Source organism: Pseudomonas sp. FYR_5 (assembly GCF_043106315.1).
Taxonomy (GTDB): Bacteria; Pseudomonadota; Gammaproteobacteria; order Pseudomonadales; family Pseudomonadaceae; genus Aquipseudomonas; species Aquipseudomonas putida_Y.
Window position 1 is genome coordinate 65,578 of the sequence record NZ_JBICMK010000095.1, and the last position, 26,215, is coordinate 91,792.

At 60.9% G+C, this 26,215-nt stretch carries 22 protein-coding genes; 11 read left to right on the forward strand and 11 right to left on the reverse strand.

What is annotated here, in order from left to right; translation table 11 throughout:
- Positions 1–204: 204 nt before the first annotated feature.
- Genes dnaA through gyrB form a run of 4 tightly spaced genes read left to right on the forward strand, consistent with a single transcriptional unit; the run spans position 205 to position 6,410 of the window.
- Positions 205–1,722 carry a chromosomal replication initiator protein DnaA gene (gene dnaA / locus ACF8RA_RS17915; RefSeq protein ID WP_392461463.1) on the forward strand — a complete coding sequence of 506 codons (1,518 nt, stop codon included), beginning with the start codon at positions 205–207 and terminating at the stop codon, positions 1,720–1,722.
- A 40-nt stretch (positions 1,723–1,762) separates the two neighbouring features.
- Positions 1,763–2,866: a DNA polymerase III subunit beta gene (dnaN, locus tag ACF8RA_RS17920; RefSeq protein WP_021785316.1), complete on the forward strand. Its 1,104-nt coding sequence runs from the start codon at positions 1,763–1,765 to the stop codon at positions 2,864–2,866.
- Positions 2,867–2,881: 15 nt separating this feature from the next.
- Positions 2,882–3,985, forward strand: coding sequence for a DNA replication/repair protein RecF (recF, locus tag ACF8RA_RS17925; RefSeq protein ID WP_392519405.1), 1,104 nt, complete (start codon positions 2,882–2,884; stop codon positions 3,983–3,985).
- 4 nt (positions 3,986–3,989) lie between these two features.
- Entirely contained in the window at positions 3,990–6,410 is a 2,421-nt protein-coding gene (gene gyrB / locus ACF8RA_RS17930; protein ID WP_103469538.1) for a DNA topoisomerase (ATP-hydrolyzing) subunit B, read from the forward strand.
- Between the two features lie 64 nt (positions 6,411–6,474).
- Here the strand turns inward: gyrB and ACF8RA_RS17935 are convergent, their stop codons facing one another.
- Both ACF8RA_RS17935 and ACF8RA_RS17940 read right to left on the reverse strand, forming a co-directional pair.
- The gene (locus ACF8RA_RS17935; RefSeq protein ID WP_176682965.1) at positions 6,475–6,882 is read right to left on the reverse strand and encodes an RcnB family protein; all 408 of its coding nucleotides are present in this window, start codon (positions 6,880–6,882) and stop codon (positions 6,475–6,477) included.
- Positions 6,883–7,011: 129 nt separating this feature from the next.
- On the reverse strand, positions 7,012–8,304 hold the full coding sequence (locus tag ACF8RA_RS17940; protein ID WP_176682966.1) for a sigma-54-dependent Fis family transcriptional regulator: 1,293 nt from the start codon (positions 8,302–8,304) through the stop codon (positions 7,012–7,014).
- 222 nt (positions 8,305–8,526) lie between these two features.
- Between ACF8RA_RS17940 and ACF8RA_RS17945 the strand changes: the two genes are divergently transcribed.
- Genes ACF8RA_RS17945 through ACF8RA_RS17955 form a run of 3 tightly spaced genes read left to right on the forward strand, consistent with a single transcriptional unit; the run spans position 8,527 to position 11,535 of the window.
- The gene (locus tag ACF8RA_RS17945; RefSeq protein ID WP_176682967.1) at positions 8,527–9,411 is read left to right on the forward strand and encodes an MBL fold metallo-hydrolase; all 885 of its coding nucleotides are present in this window, start codon (positions 8,527–8,529) and stop codon (positions 9,409–9,411) included.
- Positions 9,412–9,451: 40 nt separating this feature from the next.
- Complete coding sequence (locus ACF8RA_RS17950) at positions 9,452–10,720, forward strand: FAD/NAD(P)-binding oxidoreductase (protein ID WP_176682968.1); 1,269 nt, start codon at positions 9,452–9,454, stop codon at positions 10,718–10,720.
- On the forward strand, positions 10,717–11,535 hold the full coding sequence (locus ACF8RA_RS17955; RefSeq protein WP_392461457.1) for a sulfite exporter TauE/SafE family protein: 819 nt from the start codon (positions 10,717–10,719) through the stop codon (positions 11,533–11,535). The genes ACF8RA_RS17950 and ACF8RA_RS17955 overlap by 4 nt, the downstream gene beginning before the upstream one ends.
- Here ACF8RA_RS17955 and ACF8RA_RS17960 read toward each other — a convergent pair.
- Entirely contained in the window at positions 11,524–12,411 is an 888-nt protein-coding gene (locus tag ACF8RA_RS17960; RefSeq protein ID WP_021784548.1) for a LysR family transcriptional regulator, read from the reverse strand. The two genes, ACF8RA_RS17955 and ACF8RA_RS17960, sit on opposite strands and share 12 nt — an antisense overlap.
- 231 nt (positions 12,412–12,642) lie before the next feature.
- Here ACF8RA_RS17960 and ACF8RA_RS17965 point away from each other — a divergent pair, with 231 nt between their 5' ends.
- Complete coding sequence (locus tag ACF8RA_RS17965) at positions 12,643–14,289, forward strand: GMC family oxidoreductase (protein ID WP_176682970.1); 1,647 nt, start codon at positions 12,643–12,645, stop codon at positions 14,287–14,289.
- A 97-nt stretch (positions 14,290–14,386) separates the two neighbouring features.
- On the forward strand, positions 14,387–16,006 hold the full coding sequence (locus tag ACF8RA_RS17970; protein WP_176682971.1) for an MFS transporter: 1,620 nt from the start codon (positions 14,387–14,389) through the stop codon (positions 16,004–16,006).
- Positions 16,007–16,183: 177 nt separating this feature from the next.
- Here the strand turns inward: ACF8RA_RS17970 and ACF8RA_RS17975 are convergent, their stop codons facing one another.
- Genes ACF8RA_RS17975 through glyQ form a run of 4 tightly spaced genes read right to left on the reverse strand, consistent with a single transcriptional unit; the run spans position 16,184 to position 20,545 of the window.
- Positions 16,184–16,969, reverse strand: a complete 786-nt coding sequence (locus ACF8RA_RS17975; RefSeq protein WP_176682972.1) for a 1-acyl-sn-glycerol-3-phosphate acyltransferase — start codon at positions 16,967–16,969, stop codon at positions 16,184–16,186.
- A gap of 46 nt (positions 16,970–17,015) precedes the next feature.
- A complete protein-coding gene (gmhB, locus tag ACF8RA_RS17980) occupies positions 17,016–17,543 on the reverse strand; it encodes a D-glycero-beta-D-manno-heptose 1,7-bisphosphate 7-phosphatase (protein ID WP_176682973.1) in 528 nt (175 codons plus the stop codon).
- Positions 17,544–17,546: 3 nt separating this feature from the next.
- Positions 17,547–19,601, reverse strand: coding sequence for a glycine--tRNA ligase subunit beta (gene glyS, locus ACF8RA_RS17985; RefSeq protein ID WP_392461451.1), 2,055 nt, complete (start codon positions 19,599–19,601; stop codon positions 17,547–17,549).
- Entirely contained in the window at positions 19,598–20,545 is a 948-nt protein-coding gene (glyQ, locus tag ACF8RA_RS17990) for a glycine--tRNA ligase subunit alpha (RefSeq protein WP_003253126.1), read from the reverse strand. The genes glyS and glyQ overlap by 4 nt, the downstream gene beginning before the upstream one ends.
- Positions 20,546–20,628: 83 nt before the next feature.
- Here glyQ and ACF8RA_RS17995 point away from each other — a divergent pair, with 83 nt between their 5' ends.
- Both ACF8RA_RS17995 and ACF8RA_RS18000 read left to right on the forward strand, forming a co-directional pair.
- A complete protein-coding gene (locus tag ACF8RA_RS17995; protein ID WP_209969012.1) occupies positions 20,629–21,180 on the forward strand; it encodes a DNA-3-methyladenine glycosylase I in 552 nt (183 codons plus the stop codon).
- Between the two features lie 41 nt (positions 21,181–21,221).
- Entirely contained in the window at positions 21,222–22,109 is an 888-nt protein-coding gene (locus tag ACF8RA_RS18000) for a lysophospholipid acyltransferase (RefSeq protein ID WP_003253121.1), read from the forward strand.
- Between the two features lie 98 nt (positions 22,110–22,207).
- Here the strand turns inward: ACF8RA_RS18000 and ACF8RA_RS18005 are convergent, their stop codons facing one another.
- From ACF8RA_RS18005 to fmt, 4 genes are read right to left on the reverse strand one after another with little or no spacing between them, the layout of a single operon-like run.
- On the reverse strand, positions 22,208–22,522 hold the full coding sequence (locus tag ACF8RA_RS18005; RefSeq protein ID WP_003253119.1) for a tetratricopeptide repeat protein: 315 nt from the start codon (positions 22,520–22,522) through the stop codon (positions 22,208–22,210).
- A gap of 11 nt (positions 22,523–22,533) precedes the next feature.
- Positions 22,534–23,907, reverse strand: a complete 1,374-nt coding sequence (gene trkA / locus ACF8RA_RS18010) for a Trk system potassium transporter TrkA (protein WP_010951472.1) — start codon at positions 23,905–23,907, stop codon at positions 22,534–22,536.
- A gap of 23 nt (positions 23,908–23,930) precedes the next feature.
- Positions 23,931–25,241 (reverse strand): 16S rRNA (cytosine(967)-C(5))-methyltransferase RsmB, encoded by a 1,311-nt coding sequence (gene rsmB / locus ACF8RA_RS18015; protein WP_176682976.1) that lies wholly within the window; start codon positions 25,239–25,241, stop codon positions 23,931–23,933.
- Positions 25,238–26,170: a methionyl-tRNA formyltransferase gene (gene fmt, locus ACF8RA_RS18020; RefSeq protein ID WP_176682977.1), complete on the reverse strand. Its 933-nt coding sequence runs from the start codon at positions 26,168–26,170 to the stop codon at positions 25,238–25,240. The genes rsmB and fmt overlap by 4 nt, the downstream gene beginning before the upstream one ends.
- Positions 26,171–26,215: the final 45 nt, after the last annotated feature.

Genomic DNA, 26,215 nt, shown 5'->3' on the forward strand with positions numbered 1-26,215 from the left:
AACAGGTTGGTACCCAGGGTTGTGCATAGACCTCATGGTCCGTTATCCACAGGTCTTATTCACAGAGGCAGAAAGCCGTTTTGGTCGATAAATGGCTGTTTTGTCATGGTTCCTAACGTGTCCACATGTGGATAACTGAACGCTCGACCGGTACAATGGCGGTTTGTTTTTGCCTCATCCGGCTTTCAAACTCAGGGGATATCCGTGTCAGTGGAACTTTGGCAGCAGTGCGTGGAGCTTCTGCGCGATGAACTGCCTGCCCAGCAATTCAACACCTGGATCCGTCCGCTACAGGTCGAAGCCGAAGGCGACGAGTTGCGCGTCTATGCGCCTAACCGTTTCGTTCTCGATTGGGTCAATGAAAAGTACCTGGGTCGCTTGCTCGAGCTGTTGGGGGAGAACGGTAGCGGCATTGCACCTGCCCTTTCCTTATTAATAGGTAGCCGCCGCAGCTCGGCCCCAAGGGCTGCGCCCAACGCTCCGGTCAGCGCTGCCGTTGCCGCTTCGCTGGCGCAGACCCAGGCACACAAGGCGGCCCCGGCAGCAGCGGTTGAACCCGTTGCCGTGGCCGCGGCCGAGCCTGTACTGGTCGAGACGTCTTCGCGTGACAGCTTTGATGCCATGGCAGAGCCCGCTGCGCCGCCGCCCAGTGGTGGTCGGGCTGAACAGCGCACCGTGCAGGTTGAAGGTGCGCTCAAGCACACCAGTTACCTGAACCGGACCTTTACCTTTGACACTTTCGTCGAAGGCAAGTCGAACCAGCTCGCCCGCGCGGCTGCCTGGCAGGTAGCGGACAATCCCAAGCATGGCTACAACCCACTGTTCCTTTACGGCGGCGTGGGTTTGGGTAAAACCCACCTTATGCATGCTGTGGGTAACCATCTGCTGAAGAAGAACCCGAACGCCAAGGTGGTGTACCTGCATTCGGAGCGTTTCGTCGCGGACATGGTCAAAGCGTTGCAGCTCAATGCCATCAACGAATTCAAGCGCTTCTACCGCTCGGTGGACGCGTTGTTGATCGACGATATCCAGTTTTTCGCTCGCAAAGAGCGCTCGCAGGAAGAGTTTTTCCACACCTTCAACGCCTTGCTTGAGGGTGGCCAGCAGGTAATTCTTACCTCTGACCGCTATCCCAAGGAAATCGAAGGCCTGGAAGAGCGTCTGAAGTCGCGCTTTGGTTGGGGGCTGACGGTGGCTGTCGAGCCGCCAGAGCTGGAGACCCGCGTAGCAATCCTGATGAAGAAGGCTGACCAGGCCAAAGTCGAGCTCCCGCATGACGCAGCCTTTTTCATCGCTCAGCGCATCCGATCCAACGTCCGTGAGCTGGAAGGTGCACTGAAGCGGGTTATCGCTCACTCGCACTTCATGGGGCGTGACATCACCATCGAGCTGATTCGTGAATCGCTCAAGGATCTGTTGGCGCTGCAAGACAAACTGGTCAGTGTGGATAACATTCAGCGTACCGTCGCTGAGTACTACAAGATCAAGATCTCCGATCTGTTGTCCAAGCGTCGTTCGCGTTCTGTCGCGCGCCCGCGTCAGGTAGCCATGGCCCTGTCCAAGGAGTTGACCAACCACAGTCTGCCGGAAATCGGCGACATGTTCGGTGGTCGCGACCATACGACCGTGCTGCACGCCTGCCGCAAAATCAATGAACTGAAGGAATCCGACGCGGACATCCGCGAGGACTACAAGAACCTGCTGCGGACGCTGACGACCTGATGGCCGTCTGCGCAGCTAATTGAAGGCAAGGGACTAGACCATGCATTTCACCATTCAACGCGAAGCCCTGTTGAAACCCCTGCAACTGGTCGCCGGTGTCGTCGAGCGCCGTCAGACCTTGCCGGTCCTGTCCAACGTATTGCTGGTCGTACAAGGCCAGCAACTGTCGTTGACCGGTACCGACCTGGAAGTCGAACTCGTAGGCCGCGTGCAACTGGATGAGCCGGCCGAGCCTGGCGAAATCACTGTTCCGGCGCGCAAGCTGATGGACATCTGCAAAAGCCTGCCTAACGACGCCCTGATCGATATCAAGGTCGATGAGCAGAAATTGTTGGTAAAGGCCGGCCGCAGCCGCTTCACCCTGTCGACCCTGCCTGCCAACGACTTCCCGACTGTGGAAGAAGGCCCGGGTTCGCTGACCTGCAACCTGGAGCAGAGCAAGCTGCGCCGCCTGATCGAGCGAACCAGCTTCGCCATGGCCCAGCAGGATGTGCGCTACTACCTTAACGGCATGCTGCTTGAGGTTTCCCGCAACACGTTGCGCGCCGTATCCACTGACGGTCACCGCTTGGCGCTTTGCTCGATGAGCGCGCCGATCGAGCAGGAGGATCGACACCAGGTCATCGTGCCGCGTAAAGGTATCCTGGAGTTGGCGCGCCTGCTGACAGACCCAGAAGGCATGGTCAGCATCGTGCTGGGTCAGCATCACATTCGCGCCACTACTGGCGAGTTCACCTTTACCTCCAAGCTGGTGGACGGCAAATTCCCGGACTACGAGCGCGTACTGCCCAAAGGCGGTGACAAGCTGGTTGTCGGAGACCGCCAGGCGCTGCGTGAAGCCTTCAGCCGTACTGCGATTCTCTCCAACGAGAAGTACCGTGGTATTCGCCTGCAACTGGCTGCCGGACAACTGAAGATCCAGGCTAATAACCCCGAGCAGGAAGAAGCTGAAGAAGAAATCAGCGTGGACTACGAAGGTAGCTCGCTGGAAATTGGTTTCAACGTCAGCTACTTGCTGGACGTGCTGGGCGTGATGACTACTGAGCAAGTTCGTCTGATCCTGTCCGACTCAAACAGCAGTGCGCTGCTGCAGGAAGCTGGCAATGACGATTCTTCCTACGTTGTCATGCCGATGCGCCTGTAACCTGTAGCAGGCGAAATGTCCCTTCGACGTATCATGGTCACCGCGGTGCGCAACTTGCACCCGGTGACACTCTTCCCCTCCCCCCGCATCAACATCCTTTACGGCTCCAACGGCAGCGGCAAGACCAGCGTGCTCGAAGCCGTGCATTTGCTCGGCCTGGCCCGTTCATTTCGCAGCACCCGCCTGAATCCGGTTATTCAGTACGAACAATCTGCCTGTACGGTGTTCGGCGAGGTGCAGCTGACGGAGGGGGGCACGAGCAACCTAGGAGTGTCCCGTGAGCGACAAGGGGAGTTCACTATCCGCATCGATGGGCAGAATGCGCGCAGCGCCGCGCAATTGGCTGAGTTACTGCCGCTGCAGCTCATCAACCCAGACAGCTTCCGGCTGCTTGAAGGTGCCCCCAAAATACGCCGCCAGTTTCTGGATTGGGGGGTGTTCCACGTGGAACCTCGTTTTCTGCCAGCCTGGCAACGCCTTCAGAAGGCGCTGCGGCAGCGGAACTCATGGTTGCGTCATGGTACACTTGACCCAGCTTCGCAAGCCGCCTGGGACCGGGAATTGTGCCTGGCTAGCGCGGAAATAGATGAATACCGTCGCAACTACATCAAGGCCTTGAAGCCCGTCTTCGAGCGAACCCTGAGCGAACTGGTCGAGCTGGACGGGTTGACCCTAAGCTACTACCGAGGCTGGGACAAGGACCGCGAACTGCAAGAAGTACTCGCCTCCTCTCTCCTTCGCGATCAGCAGATGGGCCATACCCAAGCCGGTCCGCAGCGTGCTGATCTGCGTTTGCGGTTGGCTGGCAACAATGCAGCCGACATCCTTTCGCGTGGTCAGCAAAAGTTGGTGGTATGCGCATTGCGCATTGCCCAAGGCCATCTCGTTAGTCAGGCTCGCCGCGGTCACTGTATTTATCTCGTGGATGACTTGCCGTCCGAACTGGATGACCAGCATCGCCGCGCACTGTGCCGCTTGCTTGAAGAATTACGCTGCCAGGTGTTCATCACCTGTGTAGATCACGAATTACTGAGGGAAGGCTGGCAGACGGAAACGCCAGTTGCTTTGTTCCACGTGGAACAAGGCCGTATCACCCAGACCCACGACCATCGGGAGTGAAGGCATGAGCGAAAATCAAACGTACGACTCCTCCAGCATCAAGGTGCTGAAAGGTTTGGATGCCGTACGCAAGCGTCCCGGCATGTACATTGGCGACACCGATGATGGTAGTGGCCTGCACCACATGGTCTTCGAGGTGGTCGACAACTCGATCGACGAAGCCCTCGCCGGTCACTGCGATGACATCACTGTCATCATCCACCCGGACGAATCTATCAGTGTGCGCGACAACGGGCGCGGCATTCCGGTCGATGTGCATAAGGAAGAAGGCGTTTCCGCAGCCGAGGTCATCATGACTGTGCTGCACGCCGGCGGTAAGTTCGACGACAACTCCTACAAAGTATCCGGCGGTCTGCACGGTGTAGGTGTGTCGGTTGTGAACGCCCTGTCCGAAAAGCTGGTTCTGACCGTTCGCCGTAGCGGCAAGATCTGGGAACAGACTTACGTTCACGGTGTTCCACAAGCACCTATGGCGGTTGTTGGTGACAGTGAAACCACGGGTACCCACATCCACTTCAAGCCATCGGCTGAAACCTTCAAGAACATTCACTTCAGCTGGGACATCCTGGCCAAGCGTATCCGCGAACTGTCGTTCCTCAACTCGGGCGTCGGCATTCTGCTGAAGGATGAGCGCAGCGGTAAGGAAGAGTTCTTCAAGTACGAAGGCGGCCTGCGTGCGTTCGTCGAGTACTTGAACACCAACAAGACGCCGGTCAACTCTCAGGTTTTCCACTTCAACGTTCAGCGTGACGATGGCGTGGGTGTTGAAGTCGCCCTGCAATGGAACGACAGCTTCAACGAAAACCTGCTGTGCTTCACCAACAACATTCCGCAACGTGATGGCGGTACCCACCTGGTGGGCTTCCGTTCCTCGCTGACCCGTAGCCTTAACAACTACATCGAGCAGGAAGGCCTGGCCAAGAAGAACAAGGTGGCAACCACTGGCGACGACGCCCGTGAAGGCCTGACCGCGATCATCTCGGTAAAGGTACCGGATCCGAAGTTCAGCTCGCAGACCAAAGACAAGCTGGTCTCCTCGGAGGTGAAAACCGCCGTGGAACAGGAGATGAACAAGTTCTTCGCCGATTTCCTGTTGGAAAACCCGAACGAGGCCAAGGCCGTCGTTGGCAAGATGATCGACGCTGCTCGCGCCCGTGAAGCTGCACGTAAAGCTCGTGAGATGACCCGTCGTAAAGGTGCGCTGGATATCGCTGGCCTGCCGGGCAAACTGGCGGACTGCCAAGAGAAGGATCCTGCCCTCTCCGAACTGTACCTGGTGGAGGGTGACTCTGCGGGTGGCTCGGCCAAGCAAGGCCGCAACCGTCGTACCCAGGCGATCTTGCCGCTGAAGGGTAAAATCCTCAACGTCGAGAAAGCGCGCTTCGACAAGATGATTTCTTCCCAGGAAGTGGGCACGCTGATCACCGCGCTGGGCTGTGGTATCGGCCGCGAAGAGTACAACATCGATAAACTGCGTTATCACAACATCATCATCATGACCGATGCTGACGTTGACGGTTCGCACATCCGTACGCTGCTGCTGACCTTCTTCTTCCGTCAGCTGCCGGAGCTGGTCGAGCGTGGCTACATCTATATTGCCCAGCCACCGCTGTACAAGGTGAAGAGAGGCAAGCAGGAGCAGTACATCAAGGACGATGAGGCCATGGAAGAGTACATGACCCAGTCGGCTCTGGAAGATGCCAGCCTGCACCTGGACGAATCCGCGCCAGCAGTTTCTGGTGTGCAGCTGGAAGCGCTGGTGAATGAGTTCCGTAGTGTCATGAAGACCCTCAAGCGCCTGTCGCGCTTGTACCCGGAAGAGCTGACTGAGCACTTCGTCTACCTGCCGGAGGTGACTCTGGAGCAGTTGGGCGACCACGCTGTGATGCAGGCCTGGCTGGCCCAGTTCCAGGCGCGTCTGAACTCCAATCAGAAGTCTGGCTTGGCTTACAACGCCAGCCTGCGTGAAGACAAAGAGCGCAACGTATGGCTGCCTGAAGTGGAGATCACCTCCCATGGCTTAGCCAGCTACATCACGTTCAACCGCGACTTCTTCGGCAGCAATGACTACCGTACCGTAGTCAACATTGGTGCCAAGCTGTCGAGCCTGTTGGGTGAAGGTGCGTACGTACAGCGCGGTGAACGTCGCAAGGCAATCGTCGAGTTCAAAGAGGGCCTGGATTGGCTGATGAACGAGACCACCAAGCGCCATACGATTCAGCGATACAAAGGGCTGGGTGAGATGAACCCGGACCAGCTGTGGGAAACCACCATGGACCCGACCGTTCGCCGCATGCTCAAGGTCACGATCGAAGATGCCATTGCTGCTGACCAGATCTTCAACACTCTGATGGGTGATGCGGTCGAGCCGCGTCGTGACTTCATCGAAAGTAACGCGCTGTCGGTCTCGAACCTGGACTTCTGATCAGGTGTAAGTCGCCAGACACTAAGAAGCCCGCTGATGCGGGCTTTTTAGTGTCTGCAAAAAATCAGTAGCCGGTGAGAATGTTCACGATCACACCGCTGGCAATAGCCACCAGCACATAGTCGCCATTCACATACAGCCAGCGATGATTACGAGGTGGCGCATACAGGTGGCGCGCTTTCCAGTCGGTTACCCAGTAACGGTCACCACGGTAATGTGGATCAACGGCATGACCACGGTGCCACTGCTTATGAGGTATCGGCATGCCGTGCTGTGGACGGAAGTTTGGATCTCGGTAAGCAGGACCGCGGCCGTTGTCATGGCGGCCCTGCTGGTGCGGATGAGCATGTGGCGGGTTGCCTTGGTGCGATCGGCTGCCATCATGTCGATCAGGTGGGCCAGGCTGCGCGAAGCTGGCCAGCGGTACGCTGAGTATGAGCGCGGCGCAGATCACGGTTAGGGTTTTCTTCATTTGATGCGGTCCTCTGCGTGTTATCGCCTGGCACGTATTGATTGCCAGATTCGGTTAACTGATCAGACCACGATTTTTCCCTTGTAATGTCAGGACGCAGGTAAAGGTCCGGTAAAGTCTGCCGTTCTTTCAGTGCAGCCCGAGCGCTTTCAAGCGGCGATACAGCGTGCGTTCACTCATGCCTAGGTGGCTGGCCAGTTCACTACGCGACCCCTTGAACTGCTCCAGCGCCTGCGCCAATTCACCCAGGTCATTGCGACGGCCGCTTCCTTTAGCTGCGCCAGCCAGTCCGGTGTCTTCCGGCAAATGCTCCGGTCTGATCACACCGTCATCGGCAAACAAACGCGCGCGTTCCAGAATGTTGCGCAGCTCGCGGATATTGCCCGGAAACGGATGCAACGCAAGTTGCTGCAAGGCGTCTTCACTTAGCTTGGGCGTCGGCTGGCCGGCCATGCGCTGCAGCAGGCTCTGGGCGAGTAGCGGTAGATCTTCCACCCGTTCGCGTAACGCAGGCAGACGAATCGGGAAGCCGCTGATGCGGTAGTAAAGGTCTTCACGGAAAGAGCCATCCGCGACCATTTTCTTGAGCGGTTTGTGGGTGGCCGATATCAGGCGGAAATCCGAATGCACAGTGCGCAGGCTGCCCACGGGACGGAAACTGCCGGACTCGATCAGGCGCAGCAGCTTCACCTGCATCGCCAGCGGCACTTCACCGATTTCGTCGAGGAACAGGGTGCCGCCATGGGCCGCCTCGGCCAAGCCTATCTTGCGCTGATTCGCTCCGGTGAACGCGCCCTTCTCATAGCCGAACAATTCACTCTCGAACAATGACTCGGTCAGGCCGGTGCAGTCGACCACTACCAGCGGGCCGTTGGCCCTGGGGCTGCCCATGTGCACTGCACGGGCGAACAGCTCCTTACCGGTCCCCGACTCCCCCTGCAACAACACCGGGATCTGCGCCGGTGCCGCACGCTGCAGGCTGGCCAGCGCGGCCTTGAAGGTTGGCGCGCGGCCGACCAACCCTTGCTCCTGAGGCTGCGCCGAGGCGAGGGTGATGGTGGTGAGGCGTTCGACAAAGGCCACTACCTTGCCCTGTTCATCCAGGATCGGCCGCAACTCGACATCCACATGCTCCGGGCCGCGTGGTGTGTGATGAATGTGCAATACCCGCTCCGGTACCTTGCTGTCCCACGCTTTGCGCATCGGGCAATGTTCGCCAGCCTGGTCGCACGGCACAGCGTAGTGATGCGAAACCCTGTGGCACTTCTCGCCCAGTGGGGCCTGATCATGCCGGCCAAACTGACGGCGATAGGCCGCATTGGCGGCGAGGATGTTGTAGTCGGTGTCCAACACGATGGTCGGGAGGGCATCGTGCTCAAGGTAGGAAACCAGAGCTAGGATGAGGGGATGGGCTTCAGGCATGACGGCACCGTATGGATGACCGATGCAGGGTAACAAGGACTGCCAAACACTGCCATTAGCTGTCAGTCGACTGCCATCTGGGCTGTCAGTTTTATCGGCAACTGTCTGCAACTGGCCGGTTTTGTTGGCCAGTGAGTGGCAAAAAGCCTGGCATGCATCTTGATAAAGCTCCTGTTACTGCCTACGCCTGTACAAGGCGGGGCGGATAAATTGGAGAACGTGATGATCATCGGCAACAACCTTCACGTGGACGCCTTTTACGACGAGGCGACCTCGACCATCAGCTACCTGGTCATGGACCGTGAAACCCGACAATGCGCATTGATCGACAGCGTGCTGGATTACGACCCCAAGTCCGGGCGTACCTGCAGTGCTTCGGCTGATCGCCTGATCGAGCGTGTGAACGAGCTGAATGCCAGTGTGCGGTGGGTGCTGGAAACCCATGTACACGCCGACCATCTTTCAGCCGCTGCCTATCTGAAGGAAAAGCTGGGCGGCCATACCGCTATCGGCGCGCACATTACCCAGGTGCAGAAAGTGTTTGGCGCCTTGTTCAACGCAGAGCCCGGCTTCGCCCGAGATGGCAGCCAGTTCGATGTGCTGCTCGAAGACGAGGAAGGCTTCCGGATTGGCAACCTGCAGGCTCGGGCGCTGCACACACCTGGGCACACACCCGCGTGCATGAGTTTCATGATCGAGGATGCCGGCGAGATCGCGGTATTCGTTGGAGACACCTTGTTCATGCCCGACTATGGCACCGCCCGCTGCGACTTTCCCGGGGCCGATGCCCGCACCTTGTACCGCTCAATCCGTCGCCTGCTGGCCTTCCCCGACCAGACTCGGTTGTTCATGTGCCACGACTACCTGCCGGGTGGCCGCGACATGCAGTACGTCACTACTGTCGCCGAGCAACGTGCCCACAACATTCACATCCATCAGGGTATCGATGAGGACAGCTTCGTAGCCATGCGCGAGGCCCGCGACAAGACGCTCGAAATGCCCGTGCTCATCCTGCCTTCGGTGCAGGTAAACATGCGTAGCGGCCAACTGCCCCCACCGGAGGAGAACGGTGTGAGCTATCTGAAGATCCCGCTGAACAAGCTGTAACCGCCCTGCCCTCATAATCAGATTTCCAGGATTTGCCGCCATGCCTGCCTTGTTGTCCCCTGCCAATACCGACCACCACAAGGTGGTCATCGTCGGTGCCGGTGCCGCCGGTATCGCCACTGCTTCCAGCCTGATCAGCCGCGACCCATCGTTGGACGTCGCCTTGATCGACCCTGCCGAAGTGCACTACTACCAACCCGGCTGGACCATGGTCGGCGCCGGTGTGTTCAAGGCCCCAAGCACTGCCCGCACCATGGCGTCGACCATTCCTCGCGGTGTTCGCTGGATCAAGGCGCGGGTACAGGGATTCGACCCGTTGGGTCAGCTGGTCATCCTCGATGATGGTCGTACCATCAGCTATGAACAGCTGATCGTCTGCCCCGGCCTCAAGCTGGACTGGGCAGCCATCGATGGGCTTAGCGAGACCCTGGGCCGCAACGGTGTCACCTCCAACTATCGCTACGACCTGGCGCCCTATACCTGGGAACTGGTGCAGAAGCTCAAGCAAGGACGCGCGGTGTTTAGCCAGCCGCCCATGCCGATCAAGTGCGCCGGTGCACCACAGAAGGCGCTGTATCTGTCTTGCGACCACTGGCTGCGCCATGGTCATTTGGGGGCGGTGAAAGCCAGCTTCTACAATGCGGGTGCCGTACTGTTCGGTGTCGCCGACTACGTGCCCGCGCTGATGAAGTACATCGAAAAATACGCCGTCGACCTCAACTTCTCCCACCGGCTAGTTGCCGTAGACGGCCCGGGCAAGCGCGCTACATTCTTGCGTACCTTGCCCGATGGCAGCAGCGAAACGCGGATCGAGGCCTTCGACATGCTGCACGTGGTACCACCACAGGTGGCGCCAGACTTCATTCGCGAAAGCCCGTTGGCCGATAGCTCCGGCTGGGTCGACGTCGATCCGCATACCCTGCGCCATCGCAAATACACCAACGTTCATGCCCTGGGTGACGTGGCTAACACCAGCAACGCCAAGACCGCCGCGGCGGCCCGCAAGCAGGCACCGGTGGTCGCCAACAATGTGCTGGTGGCACTGGGCAGGCTGGCAACCCTGGCCCAGTACGACGGCTATGGCTCGTGCCCGCTTACCGTTGAGCGCGGCAAGATCGTCTTGGCCGAGTTCACCTATGGCGGCAAGCTGGCACCGAGCTTCCCCAATTGGTTGCTGGATGGCCGCAAGCCAACACGCTTGGCCTGGCTGCTCAAAGCACAGGCGCTACCACCGTTGTACTGGCAAGGCATGCTCAAGGGGCGCGAGTGGTTGGCACGCCCGCAACTGGTAGCCGAGGGTGGGCAGTGATCGAGCATCAACTGTTAGGAGCGGGCCTGGGAGCAATCATCGGCGCGGTGCTGGCACTGACCGGCGCAGGCGGTGGCATTCTCGCTGTACCTTTGCTGGTGTTCGGCCTGGGGCTATCGATGGTCGAGGCGGCACCGGTCGGCCTGTTGGCTGTTGGTTTGGCTGCGGCGGTTGGCGCAGTGCTGGGCTTGCGACAAGGGCTGGTGCGTTATCGGGCCGCGCTGTTCATTGCGTTGGTTGGTGTGGCAGCAGCGCCGTTCGGGCTGATGCTGGCGCACCGCCTGCCGAATACACCGTTGCAGTTGGCGTTCGCCGGGGTGCTGGTTTATGCCTGCCTGCGCATCTGGCGCAAGGCGGCCAAAGAACTGCGTGGCGAAGCCAATGACGCCCATCGCTTTATCGAGCCGTGTGTGCTGAACCCTCTGCAGGGGCGTTTGCGCTGGACCCTGCCCTGCGCGCGCGCACTGGCATTCACGGGGGCCCTGTCCGGGTTGTTGTCCGGCCTGCTCGGCGTGGGTGGGGGGTTCGTCATTATCCCGGCCCTGAACCGCTACACCAACCTGCGCATGGCAAGCATCGTCTCCACCTCGCTGGCGGTGATTGCCTTGGTCTCTACCGGCAGTGTGGTCAGCGCCAGCCTTGCAGGCGTCATGCACTGGCAGGTTGGCGCCCCGTTTGCCGTCGGCGCGGTGCTCGGCCTGCTGCTGGCGCGACCCTTGGCAGCCAGGTTGGCCGGGCCGCGCCTGCAGCAGATGTTTGCCGTGGCAGGTTGGGTCGCTGCCCTGTTGTTGGCGGGCAAGGCGCTACTGGGCTAGCAGCTCACTCTGTTCGGCCGCGCACAACGCCAGCAGGTAGTCCCACACCACCCGCAGGCGCACAGACTTGTGCAGCTCGCGGCGGGTGCAGATCCAGTAGCTGCGCTGGATGGTCTCACCCGGCAGCACGCGCACCAGTGTCGGGTCGTGGCGCGCCATGTAATTGGGCAGCACGGCGATGCCCAGCCCTGCGCGGGCAGCGGCTTGCTGGGCGATCACGCTGGTGCTGCGAAACACCACGTTGGGTGCTCGGCAGAAACTGTTGAGAAACAGCAGTTCCTGGCTGAACAGCAAATCGTCGACGTAGCCGATCCAGCTGTGCCGGGCCAGGTCTTCGCGGTGGCGCAATGGCGGCGCGCGGTCCAGGTAGTCCTGGCTGGCGTATAGCGCCAAGCGGTAGTCGGTGAGTTTGCGGGTGATCAGCAGATCGGCGTTGGGCCGCTCCAGATGGATGCTGATTTCTGCCTCGCGGTTGAGGATGCTGACGAAACGCGGCACTGCCACCAACTCCACTTCCAGGCCGGGGTAGCGCTCGAACAACGCGTTCATGCGCGGGGTGAAGAACATGATGCCGATGCCTTCGGTCACCCCCAGGCGAATCTTGCCCAGCGGGGTGATGGCCTGGGTGATTTCTTCCTGCGCCAGCAGGGCGACGTTTTCCATGGCTTCGGCATGCTTGAGCAGGGCTTGGCCCGAGGGGGTCAGCTCGTAACCCTGGGCATGCTGCACGAACAGCGCGGTTCCCAGGCTCTGCTCGATGCTCTCGATATGCCGGGCCACGGTGCTGTGGGTCGTGTTCAGGCGCTTGGCGGCAGTCAGCAGGCGGCCGCTGCGCTGCAACTCGAGGAAAAACCGCAGATCGTTCCAGTCGAACATGCTTGTCCTTTTTGGCAGTTCGTTCCGGCCTCTTCGCGGGCAGTCCAGGTGCGCTGAACATCCTGAAGGCAACGTGGTCCCGTTGGGAGCGGGAGCGCCCGCGAAGAGGTCGGTACAGGCTTGCCACTGTGCTAAAACGCACAGCGGCTGCGCGAAATCTCGTGTTTCCACCACGAAATTACTCACTAAGATGGACCGGGACAAGAATAAAAAACAGGCGCGAGGTTGCACATGCCATCAGCCGATTCTGTCTTCGACTACGTGGTGGTAGGGGCCGGTCCCGCCGGATGCCTGCTGGCCAATCGTTTGTCCGCCGACCCTTCCTGCCGCGTGCTGCTGCTGGAGGCGGGTGGCCGTGACAATTATCCCTGGATCCACATCCCCGTCGGTTACCTCTACTGCATCGGCAACCCGCGCACCGACTGGTGCTTCAAGACCGAGGCACAGCCTGGCCTCGGTGGTCGCGCTTTGGGTTATCCAAGGGGCAAGGTGCTAGGTGGCTGTTCTTCGATCAACGGCATGATCTACATGCGGGGCCAAGCCGCCGACTATGACCATTGGGCCGCGCAAGGCAACGACGGCTGGGCGTGGAAAGATGTGTTGCCGCTGTTCAAGGCCAGCGAAAACCACTTTGCCGGCGCCAGCGAGCACCATGGCGCGGAGGGCGAATGGCGGGTCGAGCGCCAACGCTACAGCTGGCCGATCCTTGATGCTTTCCGTGATGCCGCCGAGCAGAGCGGTATTGGCAAGGTCGAGGATTTCAACACCGGCGACAACCAGGGTTGTGGATATTTTCAGGTCAACCAGCGCAGTGGTGTACGTTGGAACGCTTCCAAAGCCTTCCTGCGGCCGATCAAGGATCGCGCCAACCTCACCGTGCTGACTGGCGTGCAGGTTGACCAGGTACTGCTCGACAACACCCGCGCAAGGGCGGTGAAGGCGCTCTGGCAAGGGGCCTGGCATGAGTTTGCGGCGCGTCGCGAGATCATCCTCTGTGCTGGGGCGGTTGGTTCACCGGGCATCCTCCAGCGCTCCGGCATCGGCCCGCGTCAGTTGCTGGAAAGCTTGGGCATTGGTGTTCGCCACGATATGCCCGGCGTTGGTGGCAACTTGCAGGACCACCTGCAACTGCGCCTGATCTACCAGATCCGCAACACCCGCACCTTGAACCAGATGGCCAACAGCCTATGGGGCAAGATGGGCATGGGCCTGCGTTATCTCTACGACCGTAGCGGGCCCCTGGCCATGGCGCCGAGCCAGTTAGGCGCGTTCGTGCGTTCAAGCCCCGAACAGGCCACCGCCAACCTTCAGTATCACGTACAGCCGCTGTCACTGGAACGCTTCGGTGAGCCGTTGCATCAGTTCCCGGCCTTTACTGCCTCGGTGTGCAACCTGCGCCCGGCCAGCCGTGGGCGCATCGACATCTGCAGCACCGACATGAACAGCACGCCGCTGATCGACCCCAATTACCTCAGTGCTCCGCAGGACTTGCGTGTTGCTGCCGATGCCATTCGCCTTACCCGGCGCATCGTCCAGGCCCCTGCCCTCGCCGCTTTCGAGCCCAAGGAATATTTGCCGGGCCCGGCGCTGCAAAGCGAGGAAGAACTGTTCGAGGCCGCTGGCAAGATCGGCACCACCATCTTCCACCCGGTCGGTACCTGTCGCATGGGCAACGGTGCCATGGACGTTGTGGATAACCAGCTGCGCGTGCATGGCATCCCCGGTCTACGTGTAGCCGATGCTTCGATCATGCCGCAGATAACTTCCGGCAATACGTGTTCCCCCACCCTGATGATCGCCGAAAAGGCGGCGCAACTGATCCTCAAAGGAGCTGCTACCCAGACCTACCTGAACCAAGACGCGTTACCGACGCCCTGACCCGGGTGCGTGCAGTACCGGCGGCTTGCGGTCAGAAGTCGCCGACAGTGGAACAACAAGAATAATCACTGTGGCCTAACGGCCGAGGACAGCAACGATGTCGGATTACATCCAAGAGCAGGATGCGGTGGCCAGCAGCCCCAGCCGCCGTGAAGAACGCAAGATCATTTTCGCGTCATCCCTCGGGACGGTTTTCGAGTGGTATGACTTTTTTCTCTATGGTGCGTTGGCAGCGGTCATCAGCAAACAGTTCTTCGCTGGCGTGAACGATACCACCGCTTTCATCTTCGCCCTGATGGCCTTTGCTGCGGGCTTTCTGGTGCGGCCGTTTGGCGCGCTGGTGTTCGGCCGCCTGGGTGACATGATCGGGCGCAAGTACACTTTCCTGGTCACCATCGTGCTGATGGGTCTGTCCACTTTCGCTGTGGGGTTGTTGCCCACCTACGCCAGCATCGGCATCGCCGCACCGATCATCCTGGTGATCCTGCGCATGCTTCAGGGGCTGGCGCTGGGCGGCGAGTATGGCGGTGCAGCCACTTACGTGGCAGAGCATGCGCCGCCCGGCAAGCGTGGTTTACACACCGGTTTCATCCAGTCCACCGCAACGCTGGGCCTGTTGTTGTCGCTCTTGGTGGTGCTGGGTAGCCGGTATATCAGTGGCGACCAGTTCGAAACCTGGGGCTGGCGCTTGCCGTTCCTGCTGTCGATCGTGCTGCTGGCGATCTCCACCTGGATTCGCATGAGCATGCACGAGTCGCCGGCCTTTGTGAAAATGAAGGCTCAGGGCAAGGTCAGCAAGTCGCCCATCCGTGAGTCGTTCACCTCCTGGCCAAACCTGAAAGTGGTGCTTACCGCCCTGTTCAGCATCAACGCGGGGCAGGCCGTGACCTTCTACACGGCGCAATTCTACGTTCTGTTCTTCATGACCCAGATGCTGAAAATGGACTCGGCTCAGGCCAACACCCTGCTCATCATCAGCGTTGTGATTGGCGCGCCGTTCTTCGTGTTCTTCGGCTGGTTGTCCGACCGTATCGGCCGCAAGCCGATCCTGATGCTTGGCCTGTTGCTCGCCACGGTACTGTACTTCCCACTGTTCAAGGCGCTAAGCCACTACGCCAACCCACAGATCGACGCCGCCAGCCGTCAGGCGCCGATCGTGGTCACCGCCGACCCGCAAGGCTGCACATTCCAGTTCGACCCAGTGGGCAAGGCTCGTTTCGACAGCCCGTGCGACAAGGTCAAGACCTTCCTGGTCAAGCAGGGTCTACCGTACAGTTCGGTAAGCGTGGCCGGCAGTGATGTGGTGGTGAACATCGGTGACAAGACCATCAACGGCTTTGACGAAACTGCCATGCGCACTGCAATCGAGCAGGCTGGTTACCCGGCCAAGGCTGACCCTGCGCAGGTCAACCAGGTAATGGTGGTGGTCCTGATCGTGGCGATGATCCTGATCGCGACCATGACCTATGGTCCGTTGGCGGCGGTGATGGTCGAGCTCTTCCCGACCCGCATCCGCTACACCTCGATGTCACTGCCCTACCACATTGGTAACGGCTGGTTCGGTGGTTTCCTGCCTACCGTATCGTTCGCGCTGGTGGTCTACACCGGGGATATCTTCTACGGGCTGTGGTACCCGGTGCTGGTGACCGGGATCAGCCTGGTAGTAGGGATCTTCTGTCTAAAAGAAACCAAGGATGTCGATATCGACAAAGTCTGATGCTGTCCACATGCCATAAAAAAACCGGCTGTAAAAGCCGGTTTTCTTATGCCTCAAAAAAACTTATGCACGGTTTTCAGAAAAATTTCATACATAAAAATAAATAGCAAATTCAAAGGCTTAGCTATCAATTCAAGCATTTAATCCAAAAACTGCACACAAGTTATCCACAGAAGATCATGCCATCTGCTCCTGAGGTTTTTCCTCTGCTGGCGGCAGCGATCCCATGGCCCGCTGGGTCGCTTCGTTCCAGGCTGCAGCGCGGTCGTTGAGTTCGGCGATGGCCCGTGGCCCAGTGCCGTTGGCGTACATCGGTTCGCCAATGACCACTTCGATTGTACCGGCACGCTTGCCCCAACCGGCCTTGGGCCAGAACTTGCCGGCGTTGTGGGCAATCGGCAGCACCGGCAGCCCGGCATTCACGGCAAGTGCGGTACCGCCGCGGGAGAACTTGCCGATGGTGCCGAACGGCACACGGGTGCCTTCTGGGAAAATCAGCACCCACGTCTTCTGCTTGAGCAGTTCGTCACCCTTGCTCGCCACCTGGCGCAGCGCTTCCTTGGGGTTGTCGCGGTTGATCGCGATGGGCCGCAGCATGGCCATGGCCCAGCCGAAGAACGGTACATACAGCAGTTCGCGCTTGAGCACTTGGCTTAGCGGCGAGAAGTACTGCGACAGGAAGAAGGTTTCCCAGGTGCTCTGGTGATTGGACAGAATCACGCAAGGCTCAGCTGGCACGTTCTCGGCGCCAGTGATCTTGTAGTCGATGCCCAGGATGGTGCGCACCAGAAACAGCGCGCAGCGGCACCAGTACACGTTGATGAACTTGTAGCGCTTGGGGAACGACAGGAACGGCGCGACGAAGAAGCTCAGCGAGCACCACAGCAGCGAACTGGTGCCCAGCAGCAGGTAAAAAAGAAAGATTCTGATCGCCTGCAGGATCGACATAGTGGCTTGTACCATTGCGGGGCATGCCCGCCTGTGAAAAATGCGCCAAAAGGCGCACTGTTTAAATTAGTTCTCTGGCGATAGCTGCCAGATCGTCGAAAATCAGTGTAGTTTCCGGGACACCTTTTTCCAGGGTCCGCTCGCCCTTGCCGGTCTTCACCAGCACGGGTTGTGCACCGACGGCCAGGGCGGCCTCCAGGTCACCTTTGCTGTCGCCGACGAACCAGACGCCTTTCAGGCCGATCTGGTAATGCTCGGCGATCGCCCGCAGCATGCCGGGCTTGGGCTTGCGGCAATCGCACCCTTCGTCCGGCCCATGCGGGCAATACACGATATGGCCCACCTCGCCGCCCTGCTCGGCCACCAGCGCGCGCAGGCGCGCGTGCATGGCTTCGAGGGTTGCCAGCGGGTAGTAGCCACGGGCAATGCCGGACTGGTTGGTGGCCACGGCCACCGTCCAGCCCGCCTTGCTCAACTGCGCGATCGCATCGACCGAACCGGGGATCGGCACCCATTCTTCCAGCGTCTTGATGTACGCATCGGAGTCGTAGTTGATCACCCCGTCACGGTCGAGAATCAGCAGTTTCAAGGCTTACCCCAGCAGCGAAATGTCAGCCACGCCCAGGAACAGGCCGCGCAGACGGCTGAGCAGGGCATAACGGTTGGCACGTACCTTGGCGTCTTCGGCGTTGACCATGACCGCCTCGAAGAAGGCATCGACCGGGTCACGCAGGGCCGCCAGGCGGGCCAGCGATTCGCTGTACTGACGTGCCGCAGCCATCGGTTGCACGGCCTGGTCGGCCTGCTGGATGGCCGAGTACAGGGAAAACTCGTTGGCATTGTCGAAGTACTTCGGTTCGACCTGCTCGGCGATGGCACCTTCGGCCTTGCTCAGCAGGTTCGACACGCGCTTGTTCACCGCAGCCAGGGCCTCGGCTTCCGGCAGTTTGCGGAACGCCTGCACGGCTTGTACGCGCTGGTCGAAGTCCAGCGCGGAGCCTGGCTGCAGTGCACGTACCGACAGGTACGTGGCCACATCGATGCCTTCGTCTTCGTAACGCGCGCGCAGACGGTCGAAAATGAACTCCAGTACTTGCTCGGCCAGGCCGGCGGCCTTGACCTTGGCGCCGAACTGCTTGACCGCGAACTCGACCGCACCGGTCAGGTCCAGGTCCAGTTGCTTCTCGATCAGGATACGCAGCACGCCCAGAGCAGCACGGCGCAGGGCGTACGGGTCCTTGCTGCCGGTAGGCAGCATGCCGATGCCGAAGATGCCCACCAGGGTGTCGAGCTTGTCGGCGATGGCCACGGCAGCACCGGTCAGGGTCTGCGGCAGCTCGGCGCCTGCACCGCGCGGCATGTACTGCTCGTTCAGGGCCAGGGCTACATCTTCCGGCTCACCGTCGTTGAGCGCGTAGTAGTAACCGGCAACACCCTGCATTTCAGGGAATTCGCCGACCATCTCGGTGGCCAGGTCGCACTTCGACAGCAGGCCGGCACGGCCAGCGCGCTGGGCGTCGCCGCCGATCAGCGGGGCGACGAAGGCGGCCAGCATGGAAACACGTTCGGCCTTGTCGTACACGGTGCCGAGCTGAGCCTGGAACACCACGTTCTTGAGGCGCTCGTTGAAGGTTTCCAGTGGCTGCTTCTTGTCCTGCTTGAAGAAGAACTCGGCGTCGGTCAGGCGTGGGCGCACGACCTTTTCGTTGCCTTGCACGATCTGCTTCGGATCGCGGCTTTCGATGTTGGCCACGGTGATGAAGCGCGGCAGCAGCTTGCCTTCGCTGTCCAGCAGGCAGAAGTACTTCTGGTTGTCCTGCATGGTGGTAATCAGGGCTTCCTGCGGCACCTCAAGGAAACGCTCTTCAAACGAGCACACCAGCGGCACTGGCCATTCGACCAGAGCAGTCACTTCGTCCAGCAGCGCCGGCGGCACGATGGCCGTGCCTTCCTGCTGCATGGCCAGCTCGGCGGTACGCTTGCTGATCAGCTCGCGGCGCTCGGCGAAGTCGGCCAGCACGTAAGCTTTACGCAGGTCCTCGACATAGTTGGCCGGGGTGGTGATGACCACGGATTCCGGATGGTGGAAGCGGTGGCCACGGGATTCACGGCCTGCCTTCTGCGACAGAATGGTGCAGTCGACCACTTGGTCGCCCAGCAGCATTACCAGCCATTGGGTCGGGCGTACGAATTCTTCACGGCTGGTCGCCCAACGCATGCGCTTGGGGATCGGCAGGTCGTTCAGCGAATCTTCGACGATGGTCGGCAGCAGGTCTGTGGTGGCCTTGCCCGGGATGTGCTGGGAGAAGCGCAGCTTGGGGCCGCTCTGGTCGATTTCGGCCAGTTCAACACCGCATTTCTTGGCGAAGCCCAGCGCAGCCTGGGTCGGCTCGCCTTCGGCGTTGAAGGCTGCCTGCAGGGGTGGGCCGTCGATGTTGATGCTGCGGTCAGGCTGCTGCACGTCCAGCTGGCGAATCAGTACGGCCAGACGACGCGGCGCGGCGTACACCTGCTTGGCGGTGTAGTTCAGGCCAGCAGCCTGCAGGCCTTTTTCGATACCGGCCAGGAAGGCGTCGCCGAGGTTGGCGAGGGCCTTGGGTGGCAGCTCTTCGGTGCCCAGTTCTACCAGAAAATCTTGAGCACTCATTGTGCAGCCTCCAGCTTAGCCAACACTTCGTCACGCAGTTCAGGGGTGGCCATCGGGAAGCCCAGGCGTGCGCGGGCTTGCAGATAGCTTTGCGCCACGTCCCGGGCCAGGGTACGTACACGCAGGATGTAACGCTGGCGCTCGGTTACCGAGATGGCGCGGCGGGCGTCCAGCAGGTTGAAGGTGTGCGAGGCCTTCAGGACCATTTCATAGGTCGGCAGCGGCAGCTCCAGCTTGATCAGGCGGTTGGCTTCGCTTTCGTAGAAATCGAACAGTTCGAACAGCTTGTCGACGTTGGCATGTTCAAAGTTGTAGGTCGACTGCTCCACCTCGTTCTGGTGGAACACGTCGCCGTAGGTGACCTTGCCGAACGGGCCGTCGGCCCACACCAGGTCGTACACCGAATCGACGCCCTGGATGTACATGGCCAGGCGCTCCAGGCCGTAGGTGATTTCACCGGTGACCGGGTAGCACTCGATGCCGCCTACCTGCTGGAAGTAGGTGAACTGAGTGACTTCCATGCCGTTGAGCCAGATTTCCCAGCCCAGACCCCAGGCGCCGAGGGTCGGCGATTCCCAGTTGTCTTCGACGAAACGAATGTCGTGCACCAGCGGATCCAGGCCGATGGCTTTCAGCGAGCCGAGGTACAGCTCCTGGAAGTTGGCCGGGTTCGGTTTGAGCACCACCTGGAACTGGTAGTAGTGCTGCAAGCGGTTGGGGTTTTCGCCATACCGCCCGTCGGCAGGACGACGGCTAGGCTGCACATAGGCGGCGTTCCAGGTTTCTGGACCCACGGCGCGCAGGAATGTAGCGGTGTGGAAAGTGCCGGCGCCTACTTCCATATCGTAGGGCTGAAGTACCACACAACCTTGAGCCGCCCAGTAGTTCTGCAGGGCGAGGATCAGGTCTTGGAAGGTACGCACGGCTGGCGTAGGCTGGCTCACGAAATTCACCTGTATCTGGGGATGCGGATGTAAAGAGCGGGAGTATAACCTGATTCGCCTCGCCCTCTACTCATTGGAGCCTTATGCCACGCTGCTTTTGGTGTACCGACGATCCGTTGTACCAGGCCTACCACGACCAGGAATGGGGAATGCCACAGCGCGACCCGGCGTTGCTCTTCGAGATGCTTTTGCTCGAAGGGTTCCAGGCGGGGCTTTCGTGGATTACCGTTTTGCGCAAACGCGAGCGTTATCGCCAGGTGATGTACGGCTTCGACCCCGTAAAGCTGGCGGCCATGAGCGACGAACGTATCGAAGAATTGATGCAGGATGCAGGCATCATCCGCAATCGCCTCAAGCTCAAGGCTGCGCGGCGCAACGCCCAGGCCTGGCTGGCTGTGGATAACCCTGCCGAATGGCTGTGGTCGTTCGTCGGCGGCTCGCCGAAGATCAACCACTTCAAGGCGCGCGGCGAGGTGCCGGCGGTTACCGATGAAGCCAAGGCAATGAGCAAGGCCCTGCAGAAAGCTGGCTTCACGTTCGTCGGTCCGACCATCTGCTACGCCTTCATGCAGGCCACGGGCATGGTCATGGACCACACCACCGACTGCGATCGCTACGCCGCCTTGTTGCGCTGAGGGGTTACAATGCGCGCCTTGCTGAAATAAGGAATTCGCCTGTGGAAAAGTTCAAAGGCGCCCTGATGGTCGGGGTGCTGCGCCTGTTTGCCAAGCTGCCCTGGGGTGCTGTGCAGCGTGTCGGCGCCGGTATTGGCTGGCTGATGTGGAAAATCCCCAACAGTTCGCGCAACGTGGTACGGATCAACCTGGCCAAATGTTTCCCGGAGATGGACCCGGTTGCCCGTGAGCAACTGGTTGGCCAGGCGCTGCGGGATATCGGTAAATCCTTTGTCGAAAGTGCCTGTGCCTGGATCTGGCCGCCGCAGCGCTCGCTGGAGCTGGTCAAGGAAGTGCATGGCCTGGAAGTGCTGGAGCAGGCTTTGGCCTCGGGTAAAGGCGTGGTCGGCATCACCAGCCACCTGGGCAACTGGGAAGTGCTGAACCACTTCTACTGCAACCAGTGCAAACCGATCATCTTCTACCGCCCGCCGAAGCTGAAGGCGGTGGATGATCTGCTGCGCGAGCAGCGCGTGCAGATGGGCAATCGCGTGGCGCCGTCGACCAAGGAAGGCATCCTCAGCGTGATCAAGGAAGTGCGCCGTGGTGGCCAGGTGGGTATTCCTGCCGACCCGGAGCCGGCGGAATCGGCGGGCGTGTTCGTGCCGTTCCTCGGCACCCAGGCGCTGACCAGCAAGTTCGTGCCGAACATGCTGGCCGGTGGCAAGGCGGTAGGCGTGTTCCTGCATGCGCTGCGGTTGCCGGATGGCTCGGGCTTCAAGGTGTTCCTCGAAGCTGCTCCGGAAGAGATGTACAGCACCGATGTAAACGTATCGGCGGCGGCGATGAGCAAGGTGGTCGAGCGCTATGTGCGCGAGTACCCGAGCCAGTACATGTGGAGCATGAAGCGCTTCAAGAAGCGCCCGGCTGGCGAGCCGCGCTGGTATTAAGCCATTCACCGCCCTCTGGCAGGAGCGGGTTTACCCGCGAATGCGATGTTGGATTCACCGACGCGTTCGCGGGTAAACCCGCTCCTGCAGGGGCCGCGTCAACCCGCTGCTCTGTTGAGCTTCTTCAGGAATACGGTCATCTCTTTTTCGGCCTGCTTGTCACCATGGGCCTGCGCCGCCACGATCCCGTCTTCCCACGCCTTGCGCGCCGCCGCCAGGTCGCCCTGCAACTGATAGGCCTTGCCCAGCAGCTTCCATGCTGCCGAGTATTTCGGATCCTGCTCTACACAGCGCGCCAGGTGCACCGCTGCTTCAGCGCCGTTGCCTTCATCCAGCCAGGCCTTGCCCAGGCCAAACCTCAGCAGCGGGTTATCCACACCTTTGGCCAGCATCTTCTCCAGCGATTCGCGCATGCCCTCTTCTCCTAGAAGAAACTCAAGCCGACGTGGAACAGCTTCTCCACATCGCGAATATGCTTTTTATCCACAACGAAGAGGATCACATGGTCCCCTGATTCGATCATGGTGTCGTCATGGGCAATCATCACCTCTTCATCACGGATGATCGCACCAATCGTGGTGCCCGGTGGCAGCGTGATGTCCTCGATTGCCTTGCCGACCACCTTGCTCGACTTCGAGTCCCCGTGTGCCACCGCTTCGATAGCCTCGGCTGCACCACGGCGCAGCGAGTGCACACTGACGATGTCGCCGCGACGGACGTGCGCCAGCAGGGTGCCGATGGTGGCGAGCTGCGGGCTGATGGCAATGTCGATATCGCCGCCCTGCACCAGGTCGACATAAGCCGGGTTGTTGATGATGGTCATCACCTTGCCTGCGCCCAGGCGCTTGGCCAGCAAGGACGACATGATGTTGGCTTCGTCATCGTTGGTCAGGGCCAGGAAAATATCGGCGTCGGCGATGTTCTCTTCGAGCATCAGGTCTTTGTCCGAGGCGCTGCCCTGCAGCACTACAGTGCTTTCGAGGGTATCGGAGAGGTGCCGACAACGCGCCGGGCTCATCTCGATGATCTTCACCTGATATCGGCTTTCGATGGCTTCCGCCAGGCGCTCGCCAATCTGCCCGCCGCCGGCGATGACAATGCGTTTATTAGTCTCGTCGATGCGGCGCAGTTCGCCCATCACCGCGCGGATATCCTTCTTCGCGGCAATGAAGAACACCTCGTCGTCGGCTTCGATCACCGTATCGCCACGCGGGGTGATCGGCCGGTCGCGGCGGAAGATGGCCGCCACGCGGGTGTCGACGTTGGGCATGTGCGCTCGGATCTGGCGCAACTGCTGGCCGACCAGCGGGCCGCCATAGTAGGCCTTCACTGCCACGAGTTGGGCCTTGCCTTCGGCGAAGTCGATCACCTGCAGCGAGCCTGGGTGTTCGATCAGGCGCTTGATGTAATTGGTCACCACCTGCTCGGGGCTGATCAGAACGTCGACCGGGATATGGTCGTTGTCGAACAGCTCTTCGCGGGTCAGGTAGGACGATTCGCGCACCCGTGCAATCTTGGTCGGTGTATGGAACAGCGAATAGGCCACCTGGCAGGCAACCATGTTGGTCTCGTCACTGTTGGTTACCGCCACCAGCATGTCGGCGTCGTCGGCACCGGCCTGACGCAGCACCGTCGGCAGCGAACCGCGGCCCTGGACAGTGCGGATGTCCAGGCGGTCGCCGAGGTCGCGCAGGCGGTCGCCGTCGGTGTCGACCACGGTAATGTCGTTGGCTTCGCTGGCCAGGTGTTCAGCCAGCGTACCGCCTACCTGCCCTGCGCCGAGGATGATGATCTTCATGCGCTACTCCCTATCCTTTGTTCTTATCCGCGCGAGGCGGCGATCTTGATCAGCTTGGCATAGTAGAAACCGTCGTGGCCGCCTTCCTGGGCCAGCAGTTGACGGCCGTGGGGCTGGCGCAGGCCGGCTTCGGTCGCCAGGTCCAGCTCACGGGCGCCCGGGGTGCGCGCGAGGAAGGCTTTGATCACTTCAGTGTTCTCGGTCGGCAAGGTGGAGCAGGTGGCGTATAGCAGCATGCCGCCCACTTCCAAGGTCGGCCACAGGGCATCGAGCAGTTCGCCTTGCAGCGTGGCCAAAGCCGGGATGTCGTCGGCTTGGCGGGCCAGTTTGATGTCCGGGTGGCGGCGAATCACGCCGGTGGCCGAGCACGGCGCGTCGAGCAGAATGCGCTGGAATGGCTTGCCGTCCCACCAGCTGGCAGTGTCGCGGGCATCGCAGGCGATCAGCTCGGCATCCAGTTGCAGGCGGTCGAGGTTTTCTCGCACGCGGGTCAGCCGCTTGGCTTCGAGATCGATGGCCACGACGTGCGCCAGGCCGGCCTCGGCCTCCAGCAGGTGGCAGGTTTTGCCGCCCGGTGCGCAGCAAGCATCGAGCACGCGTTGGCCGGGGGCCAGTTCCAGCAGGTCGGCAGCTAGCTGCGCAGCTTCGTCCTGCACGCTCACCCAGCCTTCGGCGAAGCCTGGCAGGCCGCGCACGTCGCAGGCTTCGGCCAGCACGATGCCATCCCGGCTGTACTGGCATGCGCTGGCGCCAATGCCGGCTTCGGCCAGCAGTGCCAGGTAGGCATCGCGGCTATGGTGACGGCGGTTGACCCGCAGAATCATCGGCGGGTGGGCATTGTTGGCGGTGCAGATGGCTTCCCACTGCTCCGGCCAGAAGGCTTTCAGCGCCTTCTGCAACCAGCGCGGGTGGGCGGTACGCACCACCGGGTCGCGCTCCATGCCGGCGAGCAGTTCCTCGCCTTCGCGCTGGGCTCGGCGCAGCACGGCATTGAGCAGGCCCTTGGCCCACGGCTTCTTCAGCTTGTCGGCACAGCCCACGGTCTCGCCGATGGCGGCATGGGCCGGAATGCGGGTGTAGAACAGCTGGTACAGGCCGACCAGCAGTAGCGCCTGAACATCGGCATCGGCTGCCTTGAAGGGCTTTTGCAGCAGCTGTGCGGCCAGCAGGTCGAGGCGTGGCTGCCAGCGTGCGGTGCCGAACGCCAGGTCCTGGGTCAGGCCGCGGTCGCGTTCATCTACCTTGTCCAGTTGCGCCGGCAGCGAGCTGTTCAGCGAAGCCTTGCCGCTGAGCACAGCGGCCAGCGCACGGGCGGCGGCGAGGCGTGGGTTCATTGGCCCAGCACCTTGCCAGCGGCGAACTTCTCGCGGCGGCTGTTGAACAGATCACTGAAGCTCAATGCCTTGCCGCCAGGCAGTTGCAGGCGGGTCAGGCTCAGGGCTTGGTCACCGCACGCAACTACGAGGCCGTCCTTGCTGGCGGAAAGTATCTCGCCTGGGGCGCCTTGGCCTGTGGACAGGTTGGCGGCCAGCACCTTGACGCTTTCACCATCCAGAGTGCTGTGACACACCGGCCATGGGTTGAAGGCGCGGATCAGGCGTTCCAGCTCGACAGCCGGGCGGGTCCAGTCGATACGCGCTTCGTCCTTGTTCAGTTTGTGCGCGTAGGTGGCCAGGGCATCGTCCTGTACTTCACCTTGCAGCGAACCGTCAGCCAGGCCGGCGATGGCCTGAACCACTGCGGGCGGGCCCATTTCGGCCAGGCGATCGTGCAAGGTGCCGCCGGTGTCGTCGGCGCTGATCGGGGTGACTACCTTGAGCAGCATCGGGCCGGTGTCCAGGCCGGCCTCCATGCGCATCACGGTCACGCCGCTTTCGGCGTCGCCTGCTTCCACGGCACGCTGGATCGGCGCGGCACCGCGCCAGCGTGGCAGCAGGGAAGCGTGGCTGTTGATGCAACCCAGACGCGGGATATCCAGCACCACCTGCGGCAGGATCAGGCCGTAGGCGACCACTACCATCAGGTCTGGTTTCAGTGCGGCCAGTTCGGCCTGCGCATCGGCGTTGCGCAGGGTCTGCGGCTGGAACACCGGGATGTCATGGGCCACGGCCAGTGCCTTGACCGCACTTGGCATCAGCTTCTGGCCACGGCCGGCCGGGCGGTCGGGCTGGGTGTAGACGGCCACGATCTCGTAGGGGCTGTCGAGCAGGGCCTTGAGGTGTTCGGCGGCAAACTCTGGAGTGCCTGCAAAGACGATGCGCATGGAGTTCTCGCTTCAAAAAAGAAAAAGGCTTGCCGGAGCAAGCCT